10 protein-coding genes and 1 pseudogene are annotated in these 18,170 nt (G+C 54.7%); 4 read left to right on the top strand and 7 right to left on the bottom strand.

Annotated elements, in window-relative coordinates:
* Positions 1-90 precede the first annotated feature (90 nt).
* Positions 91-1,869: a bifunctional isocitrate dehydrogenase kinase/phosphatase gene (gene aceK / locus HNQ50_RS14855; RefSeq protein ID WP_184101979.1), complete on the bottom strand. Its 1,779-nt coding sequence runs from the start codon at positions 1,867-1,869 to the stop codon at positions 91-93.
* A gap of 298 nt (positions 1,870-2,167) precedes the next feature.
* Between aceK and dnaN the strand changes: the two genes are divergently transcribed.
* From dnaN to HNQ50_RS14840, 3 genes and pseudogenes are all read left to right on the top strand, one after another.
* Complete coding sequence (gene dnaN / locus HNQ50_RS14850) at positions 2,168-3,274, top strand: DNA polymerase III subunit beta (RefSeq protein WP_184101978.1); 1,107 nt, start codon at positions 2,168-2,170, stop codon at positions 3,272-3,274.
* 199 nt (positions 3,275-3,473) lie between these two features.
* Positions 3,474-5,906 (top strand): DNA topoisomerase (ATP-hydrolyzing) subunit B, encoded by a 2,433-nt coding sequence (gyrB, locus tag HNQ50_RS14845; RefSeq protein ID WP_184101977.1) that lies wholly within the window; start codon positions 3,474-3,476, stop codon positions 5,904-5,906.
* Positions 5,907-6,401: 495 nt separating this feature from the next.
* Positions 6,402-6,542, top strand: a pseudogene (locus HNQ50_RS14840) (transposase domain-containing protein); the annotation flags it as partial.
* A gap of 121 nt (positions 6,543-6,663) precedes the next feature.
* On the opposite strand, the gene HNQ50_RS14835 reads toward HNQ50_RS14840, so the two are convergent.
* The 5 genes from HNQ50_RS14835 to HNQ50_RS14815 are packed head-to-tail and all read right to left on the bottom strand — an operon-like array spanning position 6,664 to position 16,232.
* Positions 6,664-8,625, bottom strand: a complete 1,962-nt coding sequence (locus HNQ50_RS14835; protein ID WP_184101976.1) for a hypothetical protein — start codon at positions 8,623-8,625, stop codon at positions 6,664-6,666.
* 18 nt (positions 8,626-8,643) lie between these two features.
* The gene (locus HNQ50_RS14830; RefSeq protein WP_184101975.1) at positions 8,644-11,070 is read right to left on the bottom strand and encodes a sensor histidine kinase; all 2,427 of its coding nucleotides are present in this window, start codon (positions 11,068-11,070) and stop codon (positions 8,644-8,646) included.
* Between the two features lie 6 nt (positions 11,071-11,076).
* Positions 11,077-11,904, bottom strand: a complete 828-nt coding sequence (locus HNQ50_RS14825) for a phosphoadenosine phosphosulfate reductase family protein (RefSeq protein WP_184101974.1) — start codon at positions 11,902-11,904, stop codon at positions 11,077-11,079.
* Positions 11,897-15,331: a hypothetical protein gene (locus HNQ50_RS14820; RefSeq protein WP_184101973.1), complete on the bottom strand. Its 3,435-nt coding sequence runs from the start codon at positions 15,329-15,331 to the stop codon at positions 11,897-11,899. The genes HNQ50_RS14825 and HNQ50_RS14820 overlap by 8 nt, the downstream gene beginning before the upstream one ends.
* Positions 15,324-16,232 (bottom strand): DUF4007 family protein, encoded by a 909-nt coding sequence (locus tag HNQ50_RS14815; RefSeq protein ID WP_184101972.1) that lies wholly within the window; start codon positions 16,230-16,232, stop codon positions 15,324-15,326. Before HNQ50_RS14815 ends, HNQ50_RS14820 begins: the two co-directional genes overlap by 8 nt.
* 511 nt (positions 16,233-16,743) lie before the next feature.
* Here HNQ50_RS14815 and HNQ50_RS14810 point away from each other — a divergent pair.
* Positions 16,744-17,241 (top strand): 3'-5' exoribonuclease, encoded by a 498-nt coding sequence (locus HNQ50_RS14810; RefSeq protein ID WP_184101971.1) that lies wholly within the window; start codon positions 16,744-16,746, stop codon positions 17,239-17,241.
* A gap of 139 nt (positions 17,242-17,380) precedes the next feature.
* On the opposite strand, the gene HNQ50_RS14805 is transcribed toward HNQ50_RS14810, so the two are convergent.
* Positions 17,381-18,100 (bottom strand): hypothetical protein, encoded by a 720-nt coding sequence (locus HNQ50_RS14805; protein WP_184101970.1) that lies wholly within the window; start codon positions 18,098-18,100, stop codon positions 17,381-17,383.
* Between the last annotated feature and the right edge of the window lie 70 nt (positions 18,101-18,170).

The following is an 18,170-nucleotide window of genomic DNA, read 5'->3' as shown; positions in this document are numbered from 1 at the left end:
AGAGCAAGCTGGCTGGTCGTGAGCGGGCAAATCCATTGTGCCTGATCCACTCACAGAAAGCGTAGCGCGCACTGGACAACCTCCGGCGAGCTACACACCCTCTCCCCCAAACCGCACCGAAAACCGCGTGTCCTGCGGATAGGGGAAAAAATCCTCCACAATCCCCCGCCCGATACGCGCTTTGGTTTGCTGCCAGAACTCGGGCGTGAGCAGATCGGCGTGGTATTTCATGAACGCCGCACGCATGTCGGCACGAGTGAGGAGGAAGGTGCCAAACTCTTCCGGATACACCTCGTTCTTGTGACCGGTGTACCAGGCCTCGCCAGAGAGCTCATATTCGGGCGCCAGCGGCGGGGGAATACGGCGGAAATCACAGTCGGTCATGTATTCGATTTCGTCGTAATCGTAGAACACCACCCGGCCAGCGCGGGTAATGCCAAAGTTCTTGAACAGCATGTCGCCGGGGAAGATGTTGGCAATGGCCAGTTCGCGCAGGGCGTTGCCGTAATCACGGATCACGTCCTCCACAATCTGGCCCTGACTTTGGTCCAGCAAGATGTTCAGCGGCATCATGCGGCGCTCGATATACAAGTGACGAATAACCACCGTATCGCCGTCTTCCTCGTACATGGAGGGTGCCAGCGTCGCCAGTTCGTTCAACAGTTCCGGATCGCAGCGATCACGCGGCAGGGCGACGTTAGAGAACTCCCAGGAGTCGGCCATGCGGCCAACCCGGTCGTGCTGCTTCACCATCTGATACTTGGCGCGTACCAGTTTGCGGTCCACCTCTTTGGGCGGCGGAATGACGTCCTTGATGACCTTGAACACAAAGGGAAAAGACGGCAGCGTGAACACAATCATCACCATGCCCTTGATCCCGGGGGCAATGGTGAAGCGGTCGCTGGAATGACGCAGGTGGTGGAACAACTCGCGGTAAAACATGGTTTTACCTTGCTTGCCCAAACCCAGCATGGTGTACAACTCGGCGCGGGAACAATCTGGCAAGACCTGGTGCAAAAAGTGCACGGTGGCCGACGGGACATCCATATCCACCAGAAAATACGCGCGCGACAGGCTGAACAAATGGCGGATGTGATAGTGATTGAACAGCGCGGCATCGACGTACAACTGGCCGGCGTCGTTGCGATACAGCGGTAGCGCAAACGGCAAATCCAGATCGCCATTGATCACGCGGCCGATGATGTAGGCCGTTTTGCCGCGATAAAACGGCGAGGCCATCACCTGGATTTGCGAGTTGAAAGAGAGCTTGGGCCAGTGGCCCATATGGGCATGTGCGGCCCGCAAAATGTAGCGGACATCCCGCTTGAGGTCTTCAAACGGTAGCGTGAAGTCAAAGTCGGTCAGGATGCGCTCGACCGTGTCTTCCAGCCAGGTCCGCGTGGGGTAATAGGTGCGGTAAACCTGCGGCTCCCACGCCTCGATGTACTCGGTGGAAACGGCCGGTCGGTAAAAGATGAAATCGTTGTGGAAATACGTGCGGTGCAAGATGCGGCAACAGACCGAATTGAAAAACGTCTCGGCCAGTTCTGGCTGTTTGTGATTGACCAGCAAGCTGATGTACTGCGTCTTGGCCCGCGCCCAGACCTCATCGGGCAGGTTTTCCGGGTGGAACTCCTGGAGAATACGTTCAACCGCCTCGTCCACACGCAGATCGTAGAAGGCAATCCGCCGCTTGACGGTCTCGCGCTGGGCATGGGTATCGCCGGCCTCAAAATAGCCCTTGGCACTTTGGCTGCACTCCCGGAACAAGCGGTAATGGCAGTCAAAGCCATCAAGGATGGCACGGGCCAGACTCAGCGCCTCGCCATTACTGTGTGCAGTGCTGACAGCGTGTTCCTGGTGTCCCATACATCCTCCGACGCAGCGTTCAATCCAGTGTAGAGCGGCAAACCACCCGCATTGAAATTAACGTGCTGCAGTGCGTCAGACGATGGGGGCAAACCCGCAAAGCGGTGTTTGAAGCGAGCAGTGGCGGCTGGCTGATGGGCGCTTTCAATCACTTTCAAGACGCCAACCCGCCGCTTGCACCTGCCCGGTGGCCGCTGGCAAAGATGTCAGTCCGGCCAAGCTAGCAAGTGCGTGTCTTGAGGCCGGTTTTCGGGTAAAATCTTTCCCTATTTGAACCCACTTTTGCGGACCTGTAGCCATGCCCTTGTTGCAAGCCGAACGTGATGCCCTGCTGAAGCCGCTCGCCACCGTGACCGGTATCGTCGAGCGCCGCCATACGCTGCCGATCCTCTCTAACGTGTTGATCCGCAAACAGGGCGATTCCCTGGCATTTACCGGTACCGATCTGGAAATCCAGATCGCCAGTGAGCAAAGCGAAGGGTTCTCTGGTGAAGACTTTGCCATTACCGTGTCGGCCAAGAAGCTCTCTGACATTTTGCGCGCCATTCCGGACCGCGCCGTGGTCACGTTTGAAGACAACGAAGGCCGCTTGACACTGAAAGCCGGCAAGAGCCGTTTCCAGTTGCAAACCCTGCCGGCCGGTGATTTCCCGACCCTGGCGGTGGATAACAACCTGCGTGCCACCATCCGCATGCCGCAAGGCCAGCTCAAAGCCCTCTTGGGCCGCGTGCAATTTGCCATGGCACACCAGGACATCCGTTACTACCTCAACGGCTTGTTCTTTGTCACTGATGGCAATCTTTTGAAGCTGGTGGCCACCGATGGTCATCGCCTCTCGTTTGCCTCGGCCGAGCTGGATGCCAGCTTCGACAAGAACGAAGTGATCCTGCCGCGTAAGACTATTCTGGAACTGTACAAGCTGCTGGCTGAATCTGATGACGAAGTCACCATTGATATCGCCAGCAACCAGGTCCGGTTTGCCTTTGGCAATATCGTGATTCACTCCAAGGTCGTTGACGGCAAGTTCCCGGACTATCAGCGCGTTATTCCGCAAAATAACGACAAATTCCTGAAGATTGAACGGCAGACCCTGTTGTCTGCCCTGCAACGCGCGGCCATTCTCTCCAACGAGAAATTCCGTGGCGTGCGTCTGGTGCTGACCGACAACACCATCCGCATCCTGTGTAACAACAACGAACAGGAAGAAGCGCAGGAAGAAGTGGAAATCGATTACACCGGCGCCCCGCTGGATATCGGTTTCAATATCCAGTATCTGCTGGATGTGCTGACCAACCTTCAGGTAGAAACCCTCGATTTCGTGTTTGGCGATGTGACCTCCAGCGTGCTGGTCAACATCCCCGACAACGAACACTTCAAATACATCGTGATGCCAATGCGCATCTAAATCTGGCCCGCCAGGCGGCTGCGCCCGCGCATTTTGCGTCCGTCCGGTGCTCGAAATCCTCATGTACCAAAAGTACATTCCGGTTTCTGTGCTCCGGGCGAACACAAACTGCTTTGGCTCGCTCACCTGACAAGCCAGATAGTCTGGTTGTTGAAAGAGACCAGAACCTTACTCTTGCAGTCCAGGAACAAGCATTCTCATGAGTGAAAACATCGACCCGCAAAACCCGCAAAACCCCGCCGGCAACCAGGAATACGGTGCCGACAGTATCAAGATCCTCAAGGGTCTGGAGGCGGTACGCAAACGTCCGGGCATGTATATCGGCGACACCGGCGACGGTACCGGCCTGCACCACATGGTGTTTGAAGTTCTGGACAACGCAATTGATGAGGCGCTGGCCGGCCATTGCGACACCATCCGCGTCATCATTCACGCCGATAACTCCATCAGCGTAGAAGACAACGGCCGCGGGATTCCCACGGCCATCAAGGAAGACGACGAGTTCAAACGGTCCGCCGCTGAAATCGTGATGACGGAACTGCACGCCGGCGGCAAGTTTGACCAGAACAGCTACAAGGTGTCTGGCGGCCTGCACGGCGTGGGCGTCTCGGTCGTGAACGCGCTGTCTGACTGGCTGCGTCTGACGATCCGTCGCGATGGCCATGTGCACAGCATGGAGTTCCGCCAGGGCGCGGCCGTAGCCCCGCTGGCGGTGGTGGGCGACTCTGACAAGCGCGGTACCGAAGTTCACTTTATGGCCTCGGTCGAGACCTTTGGCCTCGTCGAGTTCCACTATGAAATTCTCGCCAAGCGGATTCGTGAACTCTCGTTCCTGAACAATGGCGTAGGCATTACCTTGATCGACCGCCGTACCGGCAAGGAAGAAAACTTTGCCTACGCGGGCGGTGTGCGCGGCTTTGTAGAGTTCATGAACCGTGCCAAGACGGTGCTGCACCCGCATATTTTCCATGCGGCGGGCGAGCGCGACGGCATGTCGGTAGAAGTCTCCATGCAGTGGAACGACTCTTACCAGGAAACCGTGCAATGCTTTACCAATAACATTCCGCAGCGCGACGGTGGCACCCACTTGTCTGCATTGCGCGCGGCACTGACCCGCACGCTGAACAACTACATCGACCAGAACGAAATCGCCAAAAAAGCCAAGATTGAAACCAGTGGCGACGATATGCGTGAAGGTCTGACCTGCGTGCTAAGCGTCAAGCTGCCAGACCCCAAGTTCAGCAGCCAGACCAAAGACAAGCTGGTTTCCAGCGAAATCAGCCCGGTGGTGCAAGAAGTCATCGGCCAGATGCTGTCTGACTTTTTGCTGGAAAACCCCAACGACGCCAAGATTATCTCCGGCAAGATCGTGGAAGCCGCGCGCGCCCGTGAAGCCGCCCGCAAGGCCCGTGACCTGACCCGCCGTAAAGGCATCCTGGACGGCATTGGCCTGCCCGGCAAACTGGCAGACTGCCAGGAACGTGACCCGGCGTTGTCTGAAATCTACCTCGTCGAGGGTGATTCCGCCGGCGGCTCTGCCAAGCAAGGCCGTGACCGCAAGTTCCAGGCCATTTTGCCGCTCAAGGGTAAAATCCTGAACGTGGAACGCGCGCGTTTCGACAAGATGCTCTCCAGCCAGGAAGTCGGCACGCTGATCACCGCACTGGGTTGCGGCATCGGCAAAGAAGACTTCAACATCGAAAAACTGCGTTATCACCGCATCATTATCATGACCGATGCGGACGTGGACGGCTCGCACATCCGCACGCTGCTGTTGACCTTCTTCTACCGCCAACTGCCAGAACTGGTAGAGCGTGGCTACATCTACATTGCCCAGCCGCCGCTGTACCGCGCCGCGCGGGGCAAGAGCGAAGCCTATCTGAAAGATGACCAGGAACTGGACCAGTACCTGCTGAAACTGGCCGTAAACGGCGCAGAACTGATCCCTGGCGACGGCAAGCCTGCCATCGCCCAGGAACAGCTGGAAAGCCTGGCGCGCCAGTATCTGGTGACCTCTGCAGTGATGCAGCGTTGCAGCCGGTTCATTGACCCGCTGATCCTGAACGCCTTGCTGTACTGCGGCCCGATTGATCTTTCCAGCCAGGCCACCGCAGAAGACTCTGCTGACCGCTTGGTGAAGCAACTCAATCACCCCGCTTTCATCATCAAGGCAACCCCGTTTGAAGAGGCCGGCAGCGTGCTCAAGATTGAGCGCCACCTGCACGGCGTGGTCACAGTGCAGTACATTGATGAAGACTTTGTCCTGTCCGGCGACTACGCCCAGCTGAAAAAGACCGGCGAAATGCTGGCAGGCCTGATCACCACCGGTGCAAAAGTACGCCGTGGCGATAACGAAATGGGCATCAGCAACTTCAAGGAAGGCCTGGACTGGATGCTGAGCGACGTGCGCCGCAACGTCACCATCCAGCGCTACAAAGGCCTGGGCGAAATGAACCCCGAGCAGCTGTGGGAAACCACCATGGACATCACCGTCCGCCGCCTGTTGAAGGTGGGCGTAGATGACGCCATTGCCGCCGACGAAGTGTTCACGACGCTGATGGGCGACCAGGTTGAACCGCGCAGGCACTTTATTGAGCAGAATGCGCTGGTGGCGCGGAATATTGATATTTGATGTTGTAGGATCCCACGGAAATCTAGATTTTTCCCAGAAATTTAGATTTTTGGGACGCGTTCGGAAGCCTCCCGTAATGGGAGGCTTTTTGTTTTCCACAGTACATATGTTGCATGACACAAAAATGCGAGATGTCTACCAATAACCTAAATTTTTCTGGTGAAAAAAATGAAATGGTCTGGTTAGTTTCAGACCATTTCATTTGGGTACGACCGTGTAACTGTCGTGGTCGGCGTTTTTGACATTCTTTGATGAGCACCTTGCCCGGACCGGTGACAGGTTTCGCTGATGCCAAACGGACGTTCACGCCAGAGCACCAAAGCCCCCTACTTGACCCCACAGCCGCATCGAAAAGTTGCTGCCGCTATGGCCAACCGCGGACTCCACCCAACACCTTCACCTAGCACTGCCTAGGTGGGGCAGCTGGACTCTTACGAATGAGAAATCCTTAACGAGGTTTCCGTAGTCTGTCCAAACAACAAGGCCAAGTACAGCGGCGGTGAACGGGGCGCCGCGATGTACAGCCTGATCGGCACGTGCAAGCTCAATCACCTCGACCCGCAAGCGTACCTGCGGTACGTGTTCGAGCGGATTGCGGAGCATCCAGTGAACAGGGTGGATGAACTGCTGCCCTAGGCCGTGGCGGAACACATCGGCCACATCCCACAGCAGGACTGATCAGGTCGGCATCGTCAACACGGCTCAGACCAGACGCTTACGAATATGTAACTTTATTAGGCGCAAAACGCTTCAGCGGTCATGAGATCGGATCAAATTCAATTTGCAGCCTAATCCCTTGAGCAGGCACAGTGGGGTTAGCGAAAACCGCTGCCGATCCCAGGTCAGCCCACAACTTTTTCAGCCATTCCAAGCTTTTTACCTTCTGGCCCTTCTCTTCTTTCTCCTTGTTCACACCGAGTTCGAGCGCACCGCTGCCAACCTGCCGACAATACAAGCGGAAGTCGTTATCTGATTTGATCAAGGCCTTCAATTCCGCTGAGAACCCAGTCAGTTCCATTGGAAGCAGCTCCTGCAATTGATCGAGCTGCTCAACCAGCCACTGCTTGATATCCGACGACAGCAAAATCGCGACCTGTTTCTTGGGTAGAGGCCGGAGGACGGCGGTCACCGTTTTGGTATCGCGCGATTTTGCGAGTGCCGCGAGCTCCCCCTTGGGACCCCAAACACGGAGACGTACTGCGCCAAAGACCAAACTGTAGCCCGGCTTCACGGGGACACCGATTCGACCAAGCTTATTTAGCGCATTGTGTTGAACCTCAAGCGCATAAATCTCGTTCAACCGACCTACGTACCTGAAGCCTTGTTCCTTTTTTAACTTTGTCTGCTCGATAGTAATCAAATTCACTTCGTTCCAACGGACCTGGTAGTACGCGCCGTCTTCCAAACGGATGAGCGTACTCCCCTTATCGTCAAGTTGACGCAAGGTCGCTCGCATCAATTCAACTTCTGTGTTTGGTACTTCCGTGCCCACGCCCTCTGCGCACAGGACCTGGCCGTTGGTAATCTTCTTCTGCAAAAGGTCACAGGTCTGACTAAGAACCAGACGGAATTGAGTCAGATCGACCTTCTTACCTCTCCGGGTGAGTTTGCCAACGAAGATATCGCCGAAACGGAGCTCTCTCGAGCCAGTCGTCTGCTTGTGGTGCTGACCTGAAGCAGTTCGAACAGTCGAGGCTTCGGTGAAGAGCTTCGGAATCCCTTGGGTTGGCTCCAAGTGTCCGAGCAGCACGCGATGATTCTCCGGGGGCAACTTGCCAGAAGCGCCAGCCAGCGTCACGCTCTCTTGAAGCTTGACGGTGAGAGCCTGTCCAAGCATCCAACCTACATAGTCACTGAGGGGCTCGCCTTCATGAATGAGATGCCCAACATGCAGGGCAGCGAGGTCTTGTAGCTCCATGCTGTCGATGTCTGCCTTCAGTGCTTCGCAGGCCGTCTGAAGAGCGTCTTTTAGCGCCAGGTGAACCCGGCGGTAGCTTTCAAGCTCAGCAACCTCCGCGGTGAACCCGTCGATGCGTTGCCCAAGCTCTTGCAAAACATTCATCTTGCGGATGAAGTGGAAGTAGCCTCCATGTAGACCGACGGCCTTGCGAAATGCTTCTGCATCTCCCTTTGCGACCCCTGGGCGGCTGGAAACCAGCACTATCAAGGGCAGGCCCCTCTCGGATGTAAGCCCGCGCTGGACGAGACTTTGCAGGAACTGGGTGCTCTCATCGACCTTCGCGGCCATGTCCTCCGGTGTTTCCGAGGTGAGTACATAGTCAATAACCACGAGGCTCGCATCTGCGGGAACTATATCCAGTGCGGGCAATGCGCCAAAACGAACGAGTTCCCAGTTCTGTGCGATCAGGGTGGTTTCGATCTGCTCAAGCGGGAGTCTCAGCGGACCGACATCAGCAACCACATCCGCAATCCCTTCCTCCAAAAACCGCTGGCTCTCCGGACACTCTGCCCTTCGACCCCAAAGCTCAATCGTGCGCTGAGGATCAGCGAGCAGAGGATCGAAATAGCCTCGGTCTGTCGCGCCACCGCTAAGCCCAAAGGTTGCGTCGAACCACGCCTTGGCCTCAGGAGCCTTCCTCAGAAAGCTTCTCAGCGAAGGAAGGCTTTTCCTCACGTCTTCTGGTGACGGACGAAGGTAAGCATCATCAATCAGGACAGCCTTGCGGGGCACCGCTTCGGCCACTACCTCGATATCCATCGTTCCCCCTTGCGTGCCTTATGGCATCTCGAACTTGAAACCAGAAATTGTTCCTGCCGCCGTTCTCTCAAGCAGCGACAGAGTGATCGCATTTTCCTTGCACAGACTTCTGACGATGTAGAGGCCTATGCCGCGGCCCGAGGGCTTTTTGCTGAAGAACGGCTCAAAGATCTTTTCGCGGTCCGCCCACTCGATGCCGGCCCCGTTGTCCCGGAACGTTATCGCATGCGCGTCGGCATCAACTTCGATCTTGATCGTCGCCTCGAAATCTTCGTACCCATCCAAGCGCCTCATCGCCCGGTGATGGCTCAACCAGTAAACGGAATTGACGATCAGGTTCTCAAAGATCTGATACATCTGGCCGACGATCACCTTGGATATCAAGCGTGCCCCCTCCGGATTAAGCTGGAGGTCCACTTTGATGTGATGCCTTTCAAACTGCTGCTCATGCGCATCCAGAAGCGTCTCCAGTACTTCGACGACGTCTGTATCCTCCTTCCGCTGGCGACCCGGTGTGCTCACCGGATCTAGGATCCGCAGACGCCTGTCCAACGTCTGGAGCTGCCGCGCGAGGGACTTAAGACCCGGCGGCAATGCGCTGTCGCTCATCTTTTGCAAATCTTGCAAAGTGGCGCCGGTGACCCGATTCAGTTCATGGATCACGAACTCCAGTAGCATGCCTACGCCCGCCAGATGCAAATAGAGGTCAGCCTGATTAGCCTGTCTCTTCAGGGTCTTCTTTGCAGCGGCCCAGGCAGCCTCCAACTCCTCGACATAGCCGCGAAGGTTGGCGACGGTCTGGTGTTCGTCAGGTACTCGCTTGGCCAGTTCTCGCAGCGTAACCTTGGCGTCTTTCGCATGTTCGGTGACTTGCTTTTCGATTTCGCGCACGGTGGTAAGCGACTTGGTTGCCATTCGCTCTTCATGCTGGGTTACTAGCGAACCTAATTCCTTCCAGATGACATACTGCAAGCATTGGACTAGTGCGCGCTTCTCGGGCGTATCGACGAGACCTTGGCGATTGGTCTGATCGCGTAGTTCTCGATTCCCGAGCGATGTGATACGCACATACCCTACGAACTGGCCGCGGTTCAGTTTGAACGACTTTCGGCGAAGCGCCCTCTGATCCAGCTCAAGCCAGTCGTCATCGGGAGCCGCATAGGGATAAACACGATAGCCGTCGCGGTAGACGAGCAGCCCACCGGCCCACTGCTCAAGCCACGTCTTGAATTTAATGTAGTTGTCGCCGAGCTCATGCTGAGCCCGCTGCCGGTTGAACCAGAAGCCCTCTGCCGTGAAAGGGCCGAGGGTCTCGATTCCCGCAAACCGTGGTGCGTCATTAATCGAGGTTCCGCCTCCAGAGACCGCATATCCACTGGATGCAAGAAGACTGTAAAGGCCATCTCCTGAGGCAGCAATGTCCTTTTGGTCAATCACATCCAATGGCTCTGCGGCATCCGGCGGCTTGGGGAGCCGAAACTTAGCCGTCCCGCTGAGCACAGGAGCTTCACGCAAATCCTCTTCGTCGTCGGGATTAACCCTTTTGTAACCGAACGTCATTTTGAAGTGGCCATGCCACTTATTGAGCCATTCAGTATCAATCTCCTCGACTGCCGTGACCTTTTTCCCATTGAACGAGAGATCGATATCTAGGACTACGCCAGACGTTTCGAATGGATCTTGCAGTTTCGAGAACTCGGCCCGCGCGAGGGCGGTAACGCGTGCGAGCGACCAGTCGCTTTGCAAGTCGCTGATTCGGATAAGTGTGCCCGAGGCACTGGTCTTTTTCTCTCCCCCCTTTTCTGGCTCAGGTGAGAACTCATCGAGATCCATGTCCGGGGTGTCACGAAGGGTCGACCAGTCGATATCCAATGTGTTCCAGTGGTGTTCACCCTCGACACCGCTGATCACGCCAGTGAATAGCCCCAAGCGCATGGCAGAAAGCCGACCAATACCTTTCTCACCCAGCAACTTGCTCGCGGCACCCAAGCGCTGCCTATCCATGTGGCGATTGGGCGTGCCAACTGTCAGAAACTTAGTTCGCAGATCGTCCATGGACATGCCGCAGCCCCAATCCTCCACTTCAATGAAAGAGAATTCGCGGTAAAACTCTTCCGCAGCGATTACCGCACGTTGCAACCCTAGACCTTCTAAGCGACGGATAAATTCCGAGCGAAGACTGTCGGAAGCGGTCGCCTCAAAGCATTGCCGGACAGCCGCTTCGAGCCAATCTCCCCGCAATCGTGCATCCATCGGCAGGGCTGCCAATTTCGATTGCAGCACCCGATAACCCGATGCCATCAGAGCCACGTTTACACGAATCTCAATACTCTCGCTGCCTGCATCGACAGAATTTTTGATTAGCTCGTACAGCGCAATACCGTCCGAACCGATTAATTCAGCCCCAAGCTCCAAAAGAACTCTTGCTTTAACGTTAAATGCCATAGCGCGTCACAATGAGCAAACCAGGCAACCCTGGTTGTCGTCTTCATCCACGTCTTCAGCTGTATCGGCTGAGGCAAAAACCTCTACAAGCGTCAGGTTCTCTTTCCGAGCGGCGTTACGCTGGATACGAATCACATGTTCACGCTTTATTTGCTCAACACGCTCGGGCCGTTCCATTTCCGCAAGACTCTCCCCTTGACTCCAAGTAAAGAAGTTTCCGGTTTTTTCAAACGGCTTTTCGTATTCTTTAGCCTTTTCGTACAATTCGGGATAGGTCTCCTTGAGGCGAACCCATTCGATCTTTTGCTGGTAGAAACAGAAATAGCAGCCTGACCGGGTACGCCCCCATTTGGTATATGGCGGCATCCCAACGCCGGAGGTACGAAGAATTTCCTCAATATCTCGAAGCACAAGACCATCTTCTCTAAATGGATATACGGCCTTGATGTTAGGTTTATGGCTGATATAGCCACTACGATTCTCTTCGGCCCGCAAGCCAACGTAGTTGACCACCTCATCGTCGCCGCAATGCTCTTCAAACGGCTTCAGTTTCAACGCTCGCGTGCACCAGCGACGATGATTTGATGGAATCATTCCACCATACATTTCGTACCAGTGATCAAAGCCAACATCTGCATTTAGGCGGATGACTTCTTTTCCCAAGTAACTTGCGATGCGATCCAGGTACTCGTACGTCTCGGGGAGCTCCTTACCGGTGTCGCTAAAGATATATTCCATTTCGGGAACACGGTCTCGCATATAGATGGCCAAGGCCGCGCTATCTTTGCCCCCGGAGAGGCTAAGGATATGCCGTACTCGCTTCTCTTCAGCCATGTTTGGCCTCTTCCTCTTCGCGACTGTCCGCGGCTAGTTGCAAGTCCATGATGGCCTGTGCAAGGGCTGCTGCAGCCATTTGAGCATCTCCTTGGGCAGATTCCTTCACAAGTGCCAGTACGTTTTGCGCAAGGGCTTTCGAAGAATCCGTTGTCGCAACAAAAACGGCCTGCTCTTCCCCACCTGCCATGGTTAGCGTCAACCCAACAAAACGATCCGCCGCCCTGGGAGCTACACCTCGACGCATAACTACCTGCATCCATCGCTGATAACGACCACACAGTTCGGACAGCCCCTCTTGAAACCGACTCAGGGTGTCATCCGACCAAGTATCCAGAGGCCGCTGGACGATCAAGCTGCCAACTGAATCCAGCCATTTTTCGTCGCTTAGAATCAGATCTGTGCAACGCAAAATGAAGCTCTTTAATTTGGTATCGGCAAGAGTGGCGCCCTCTTTGCTACATTCAGCTTGAAGCTGGTTTCTGACACGACTTAAAGGGCCATTTATTCTGAAACCGCGGCTCAGCTCTGCAGCAACGTCTTCCTGCAACTTGCGATAAGCCATACCCAGATCTGTTAATGCACTGGTAAGCCACGTCAAGAAAGACTCTTTGGACTTCGATTCCACATGCGCCTTGCGCAATGTTTGGGTTAGAAGCGCAATAGGGTCAGTGGTTTTACTGAGCATTGAGCGGATCAGAGCCGCATCCTTACCGACACGCTGGGTCTGTTTGCTAAAGTCCGGCAACCGGATAAACCAGCGAATCAAAGAGCGCGCAACATCGAGATAAGACGCATCATGTTCCAAGGCGCAACCGATAGCGGCAAGAGCATTGCGGTAATCCGCAAGCAAGCGAGTGTTGTCTCCGACATTCGAGAGCTCGCGCAACGTAAAGTTTTGAGGGCTCTTGAACATGCGTTGGAGATGTTCGGAGGTAAGCTCCAAGAGAAGCGTACCTCGTTCAAACACAGCGCAGCGGCTTCGGTTTACAAGCAAATAAAGCACAATCCAGATGCCCGCCGGACCCGCGCGAACGCCTAGTGGAGGAGCACCAAGAATCGCCATCAGAGACGCAAAGCTTTGTGGTTCGTCACCAGCCAAGCCTTCGGAAATAGCTTGCCAGACAAATCGAATATCGTTGGCAGCCAGTTCTGTTGGTTCATGAAGTGACCATTGCCCCTCCCGCTCATGCCAGATGCCAGTTTCACGCAACAGGGAAGTATGAATGAGTCGCTCAGGCGGGTACTCATCTTGGCCACAAATCGGCCGCGTTACATCCCCAGCGAGAATGACATCAAACAAGCGCTGGCGAGCCAACACAATCGGCGAAGCCGGCTTATCCTTGTTGATTAATTCATTGACGATACGAGGAGCCTTCGAGAACGTACGCTCGAAAAGCCAAGATGCAAGCTGACTTGCATTCATCCGTTCACTGCCCTCGATGGCAGCTCCACGATACCAATAGGTCGGCCCTGGGCGCTCTGCTGACGGCATCAACGCGGACGTAACTGCCCGTTCAACAAGGTTTGCAGCTTCTTGCAAGCGCCCCTCTACATAGCGAGTCGACCACGGATCAAGCCTCTTGGCCGACACTTCCCGCATGATTTCCTGCCAAATCGCGTAGTCGGCGAGAGCCGACCTTCCTTCCGCAGAAAGCACTAAACAACCACTAACGCAGAGCGCCTCATTCTCTTCTGCCAAGCGCTGCAATGCGCGCACCGAAGAGTCTGAGCCCTCTATGACCAAAACGATTTTCAGCCAACCATCTGGCCGAGCTTCGTCCACCTTGGGGTCGGGTAGTTGGGGCCAGATTTCAGACGTACCAACTAGAACACCCATTGTCCGAATGGTGCCCGTTTCATCATAGTGGCGGTTCGCTACGACGGGGCGCTTGGAAAGTGCAGCGTTAATACCCGTTTGTATTAAATCGTTTTCATTTCGGCGGGCCGCCTCTTCATAGAGCGCTTCGATATTGACTGCATCAGAAACCGCGAGTGCAAATTCAGTATTTCTTTTCCGCTTAACCAACACACCTTGCTCGACAAGATGTGCAAGAGTAGCTGCAATTTCAGGAGCATTGGCAGCGCCCAGCGCGTAATCAATGGTTTCAACATTAATTGGCGTACCTAGCCCACCCTGGACCAACTCGAGAACGGCAATTGCTTTCAACACATTCAGAGCAACTTCGTTTTGCGTAATGCGCTGTATGGCTTCTTGAGCAAACACCCATCGACGTTCCGCACCCAAGTCCCTGAAGCGCAGGCCATATCCACCGGCCAAGAAATCATAGAGATCGGTAATACGATACCAATTTCCAATTGGATGGCTTTGTGCAAAATCACGAAGCCCGCCTGACTCCGCGCCCTTCAAAAAGGAATGGAAAGTACGTTCACTTTGACCGAACCGTTTCGAGACAGTAGCCATAGCGGCTAGCGTCAAGGGATGAAGCGGATATAGGCACTCTGCCTCCTCGAACAACGTGGCGTCCTGTTCAGAAGCTGAACGTAGCACGCCATACTCAACTGCACGCGCGTACACCTCTTTCGCTTCTGTGGTCAGTTCAGCCTGTTGTTGCAGTTGGCCGGTAACCCCTAAGGCATGTCGTGCAAAGTAGGCATAGCGTTCTACGGGCTCATCAAATGGAATTTCCGCAAAACGCGCAGAGATTTTATGCCACTCATCTCCCAACGCACGTCCAACACCAGCCGCGTAGCTAGCGAAGTGCTGATGCAGCATGGCAATAACAGCCAATTTGTCATCGTCATACTTGCATGCGGCTTCGGCCACCTGCTGAATAGCAATCAAATCACCCTCGGAGGGATGCAATGCTGCATATTCGATGAACTTCCCAACCTCGTCGATCAGCAGGGTAAGCCCTTGGTAACCATCGGCTTGAAGTGCAGCAGCGAAGTCGGAAGCGAGTTCACCTGCAATGCTATTGAAAGGCAGGCTCCTGTAAGTGCCCCCAGCAATATCAAGTTGCTTTTGTACCGCAGCGAGTGCTTTTTTCTTGCCCAACACGACAAGTGCATCAGAGATAGCCACAGCCAGGGCCACCCCAAACGAGACACGTGACCCCACCACCGCCAGGCTATAGCGACGTCCAGCTTTAAAAAGATCTGCAGTGCTTGCGGATACCTCACGCAAACGCGCCGCAGCCGGACCATGTAGCTCTGGGCCCGCCATGAGCTGCGCAAGCATTACACCAAGCGCCGACTTACCACTTCCGTATGGGCCTACAATTTTCCAGGCCCTTTGCGCATTTCCCGATGCCATGTCACTGGCGATCTGGCGGATTGCACCAATGCTATTCGGCGTCAGGAGATAGCTATCGATGACCCGGTCATCATGTAAATCTCGCTCAAGGGAAATAGAGCGAGTGTGCTGTCCATCTAGTGCCAGCAGGGAAATGACTTGATCAGACATTTTCCAGCGCCTCTTCTTGTTGCCACAGCTTGAACTGCGGATCTATTTCTGTTGGTTTTAGAACAATGCTTTGGGTATCAGCAGTATCTACGAATCGGAGTGCGCCACGAAGCGGCTCAGCCATAGTGCGCTCAAGGAGGACTCGGAGCTGATGCTCGCTAAGCCTGAAAACAACACCGGGACTATGAGCCCCCTTGAGAAGGCTATGAAAGTCAGCCGTTCCGCTTCTCTGTTGACTGAGTAAGAAATCGACCAATGCAAGTGCGAAAACCCGCGGCGTCAAGCCTACCTGTACATGGACGTCGGTACTGTAAAGTATCCGGCCATCTTCAGTTTTCATGGCCTTGAGCAGTCCTAAATCCTGAAGAGGACACCATGCCGTATCGTCCGCATTCTTTTCTGAAGGCAGATAGCTCTGAATAAAAATGGAAGCGTGTTGTTCAAGTGTTGACGGAGCCAAAGCGCGAACCAAGGGAGCACTCCGCTGGCCGAGCGCCTGAATCAGACGGGCACGATCAAAGCGGATTGTCCCTCCTTCTCCAAAAACCTCGCTCCATGCAGCCAGTCCAGCGCGCGTTGTCAACTGCCAATGAATTAGCCAAAGGGACTCTTGTGCTTCAAGGTACGGATCCCAAAGGTCGCCAAACAAGCGCCCACCGACTGGGCCCGGAGCATGTCCACCCTCACCGCTAGGCCTGATCACTCCCGTTGCTTCAGCCCAAAACTGGAGCGATTTAACCATGTTCCTACCAATACCCAGTGCAACCATCGCCTGCTCTTCGTTTCGGAGCACACGTGCATCAGCCAGCACTGCGCGATATATTTTGGGTAGCCAGCCATAACGGCAAACGAAAGATTCGTGTCCCGAAAAGCGCTCTGTGCGCTCTGACCCGATCGTCATTTTTTATCCCTCTTGCGATTCACGCTCTCCGCTGGAGGCGTCTCTGCAGCCAGACTTTCTGCCCGCTGTATGATGATGTGTTTGTTGGCAACATCAAAGTAAATGTCGACAGCGTCCCCCTCCTGGAGGCCCGCGTTTCGGAGCAATGTATCACTCAGGACAATTCGCCCCAATTTTTGTACCGTTTTAGTATCGAATAATACTTTCATGACACTAAATTTTGCCCTGATATATGCATTGAAAAGGTCAGATAAGTGTACCTGAATCAACCTTTTCCTAGTACGAATCTGCACATTTGTCTAGCCCCGTTCACTGTTTCAATGGGTTCATTGGATTAAGCCATCAGTAAAGAGCAAAGGGAAACCAGACCAATTTACTAAAAATCAGTATCGGTAGAATGGCCCGCTTTATTGCCCAAGCTCCTCATCAGAATTGAGGCAAGTTGCTACACCAAGGGATGTTGAGGGCGAAACACTCACACCACAGCCTGTAATTACTTTGCGAGACGCCCATGTTGTTACTGATGGACACTGAGTTCACTGACTTCGTCGATCGTGAATTGATCAGCATTGCCTTGGTTAGCGAAGACGGCCACAAGGAACTCTATCTGGAAGTTCAAGATTTCGACCGTGCCAAGTGCAATGGCTTTGTGCAGTCAGTGGTTTGGGCGCAACTGGGCAGAGATCACTCCGCCGTGGTTCGCAAAAATGATCTCCGGGAGCAAATATCCACATGGTTCGCAGAGCTGCCTGCGGAGATCACTGTGGCATGCGATTCCCAGCATGATCGTGATCTTCTGCGACAGGTCTTGGGTGGCACTTACCCAGCGAATCTTACCGCCTGGTTCGATTTGCGGCCATTGCTCGAAACCGAGGTTTTTGAACGAGCGGTAAACGAGTACCACGAAGCGGGACACCCTCAACATCACGCGCTTCATGATGCTCGGGCGAGTCGCGCCGGCTGGCTGGCTTGGGTCAAGGCGAACAACGCAGGAGAAGACGCCTCCTGAATCAGTAGCAGTTCCAGATGGTGTATCAGCTCAGTTCACAGAATGTACTCGGACACATAAAACGGTAGTTTTGCATCGAATTGTGACCCACCGCGCAGATTTGCCTGACTGGCTCTGGACCATCAGCGGCCGGCCCCTGCTAAATCTTGAGGCGTTTCTCCGACCTGATTTGCAACATTAATGTTAGTGGCACATCGAGCCCGTGCCGACCGTTCATGACCTTGATCAGCGCCTGGCGTGCCGCTACTTCCCCGGGTTTGATCCACTTTTCCCCTTCCATGCGCAGCACGCAATCGCTCAACGCCTGCACACTGCCAACAAAATCTACCCCGGAAAAATCCAGCCTTTCCTCGTCGCTGGAAGCAAATACAAATACATGTTCCCTGAGCAATTCAAACAGTTCGCGGGCCATCAGGTTGTAGGGAAACTGGCTGCACACGATCAGCGACACTGAAAATACAGCGCGGCCGATGCCCAGCGATAGCTTGGTGTTGCCAGTCTCTGCCGCGTGCCGCAGGAGAATGATCAGGCAGGCCAAGGCTTCGGGGCTTGCGCATTGTTGCAGCTTGCGTAGATGGCGCACGGTTGCGAGCGGTGGCTCGCCGGTAGATTGCCCATAGGCGTCGAGTTCGACAACGATGGCCTGGATCGTCGGCGCAAACTGCATCAATCCCTGGACCCACAACTCCGTTGTCGAAAGACGGCCCCCAATCGCGGACCACAATACTTGATCCAGAAACCTCGCCGTCCCTGGAACATGGCGATTCACTGCAGCGACTGTTTCCACATTGGGCCCGTGGGTCCCCGACTGGTACGAACGTAATTTCCCACTGTGGTTTTTATCGATTTCCTGCGCCATCGCATGGGGACTGCCTACACCCAAGCGGGATTGAACCAGCTGATACCAGAGCACCACTCTGACGACGTCG

The sequence above is a fragment of the Silvimonas terrae genome, from assembly GCF_014202765.1.
Classification (GTDB): domain Bacteria; phylum Pseudomonadota; class Gammaproteobacteria; order Burkholderiales; family Chitinibacteraceae; genus Silvimonas; species Silvimonas terrae.
The sequence above is the reverse complement of the archived record's forward strand: the minus strand, read 5'-3'. Positions and strand labels throughout refer to the sequence as shown.

Excerpts from the sequence above, each read along its gene's own strand:
- aceK (WP_184101979.1), bottom strand. The coding sequence starts at position 1,869 with ATGGGACACCAGGAACACGCTGTCAGCACTGCACACAGTAATGGCGAG.
- dnaN (WP_184101978.1), top strand. The coding sequence starts at position 2,168 with ATGCCCTTGTTGCAAGCCGAACGTGATGCCCTGCTGAAGCCGCTCGCC.
- gyrB (WP_184101977.1), top strand. The coding sequence starts at position 3,474 with ATGAGTGAAAACATCGACCCGCAAAACCCGCAAAACCCCGCCGGCAAC.
- HNQ50_RS14835 (WP_184101976.1), bottom strand. The coding sequence starts at position 8,625 with ATGGATATCGAGGTAGTGGCCGAAGCGGTGCCCCGCAAGGCTGTCCTG.
- HNQ50_RS14830 (WP_184101975.1), bottom strand. The coding sequence starts at position 11,070 with ATGGCATTTAACGTTAAAGCAAGAGTTCTTTTGGAGCTTGGGGCTGAA.
- HNQ50_RS14825 (WP_184101974.1), bottom strand. The coding sequence starts at position 11,904 with ATGGCTGAAGAGAAGCGAGTACGGCATATCCTTAGCCTCTCCGGGGGC.
- HNQ50_RS14820 (WP_184101973.1), bottom strand. The coding sequence starts at position 15,331 with ATGTCTGATCAAGTCATTTCCCTGCTGGCACTAGATGGACAGCACACT.
- HNQ50_RS14815 (WP_184101972.1), bottom strand. The coding sequence starts at position 16,232 with ATGACGATCGGGTCAGAGCGCACAGAGCGCTTTTCGGGACACGAATCT.
- HNQ50_RS14810 (WP_184101971.1), top strand. The coding sequence starts at position 16,744 with ATGTTGTTACTGATGGACACTGAGTTCACTGACTTCGTCGATCGTGAA.
- HNQ50_RS14805 (WP_184101970.1), bottom strand. The coding sequence starts at position 18,100 with ATGGCGCAGGAAATCGATAAAAACCACAGTGGGAAATTACGTTCGTAC.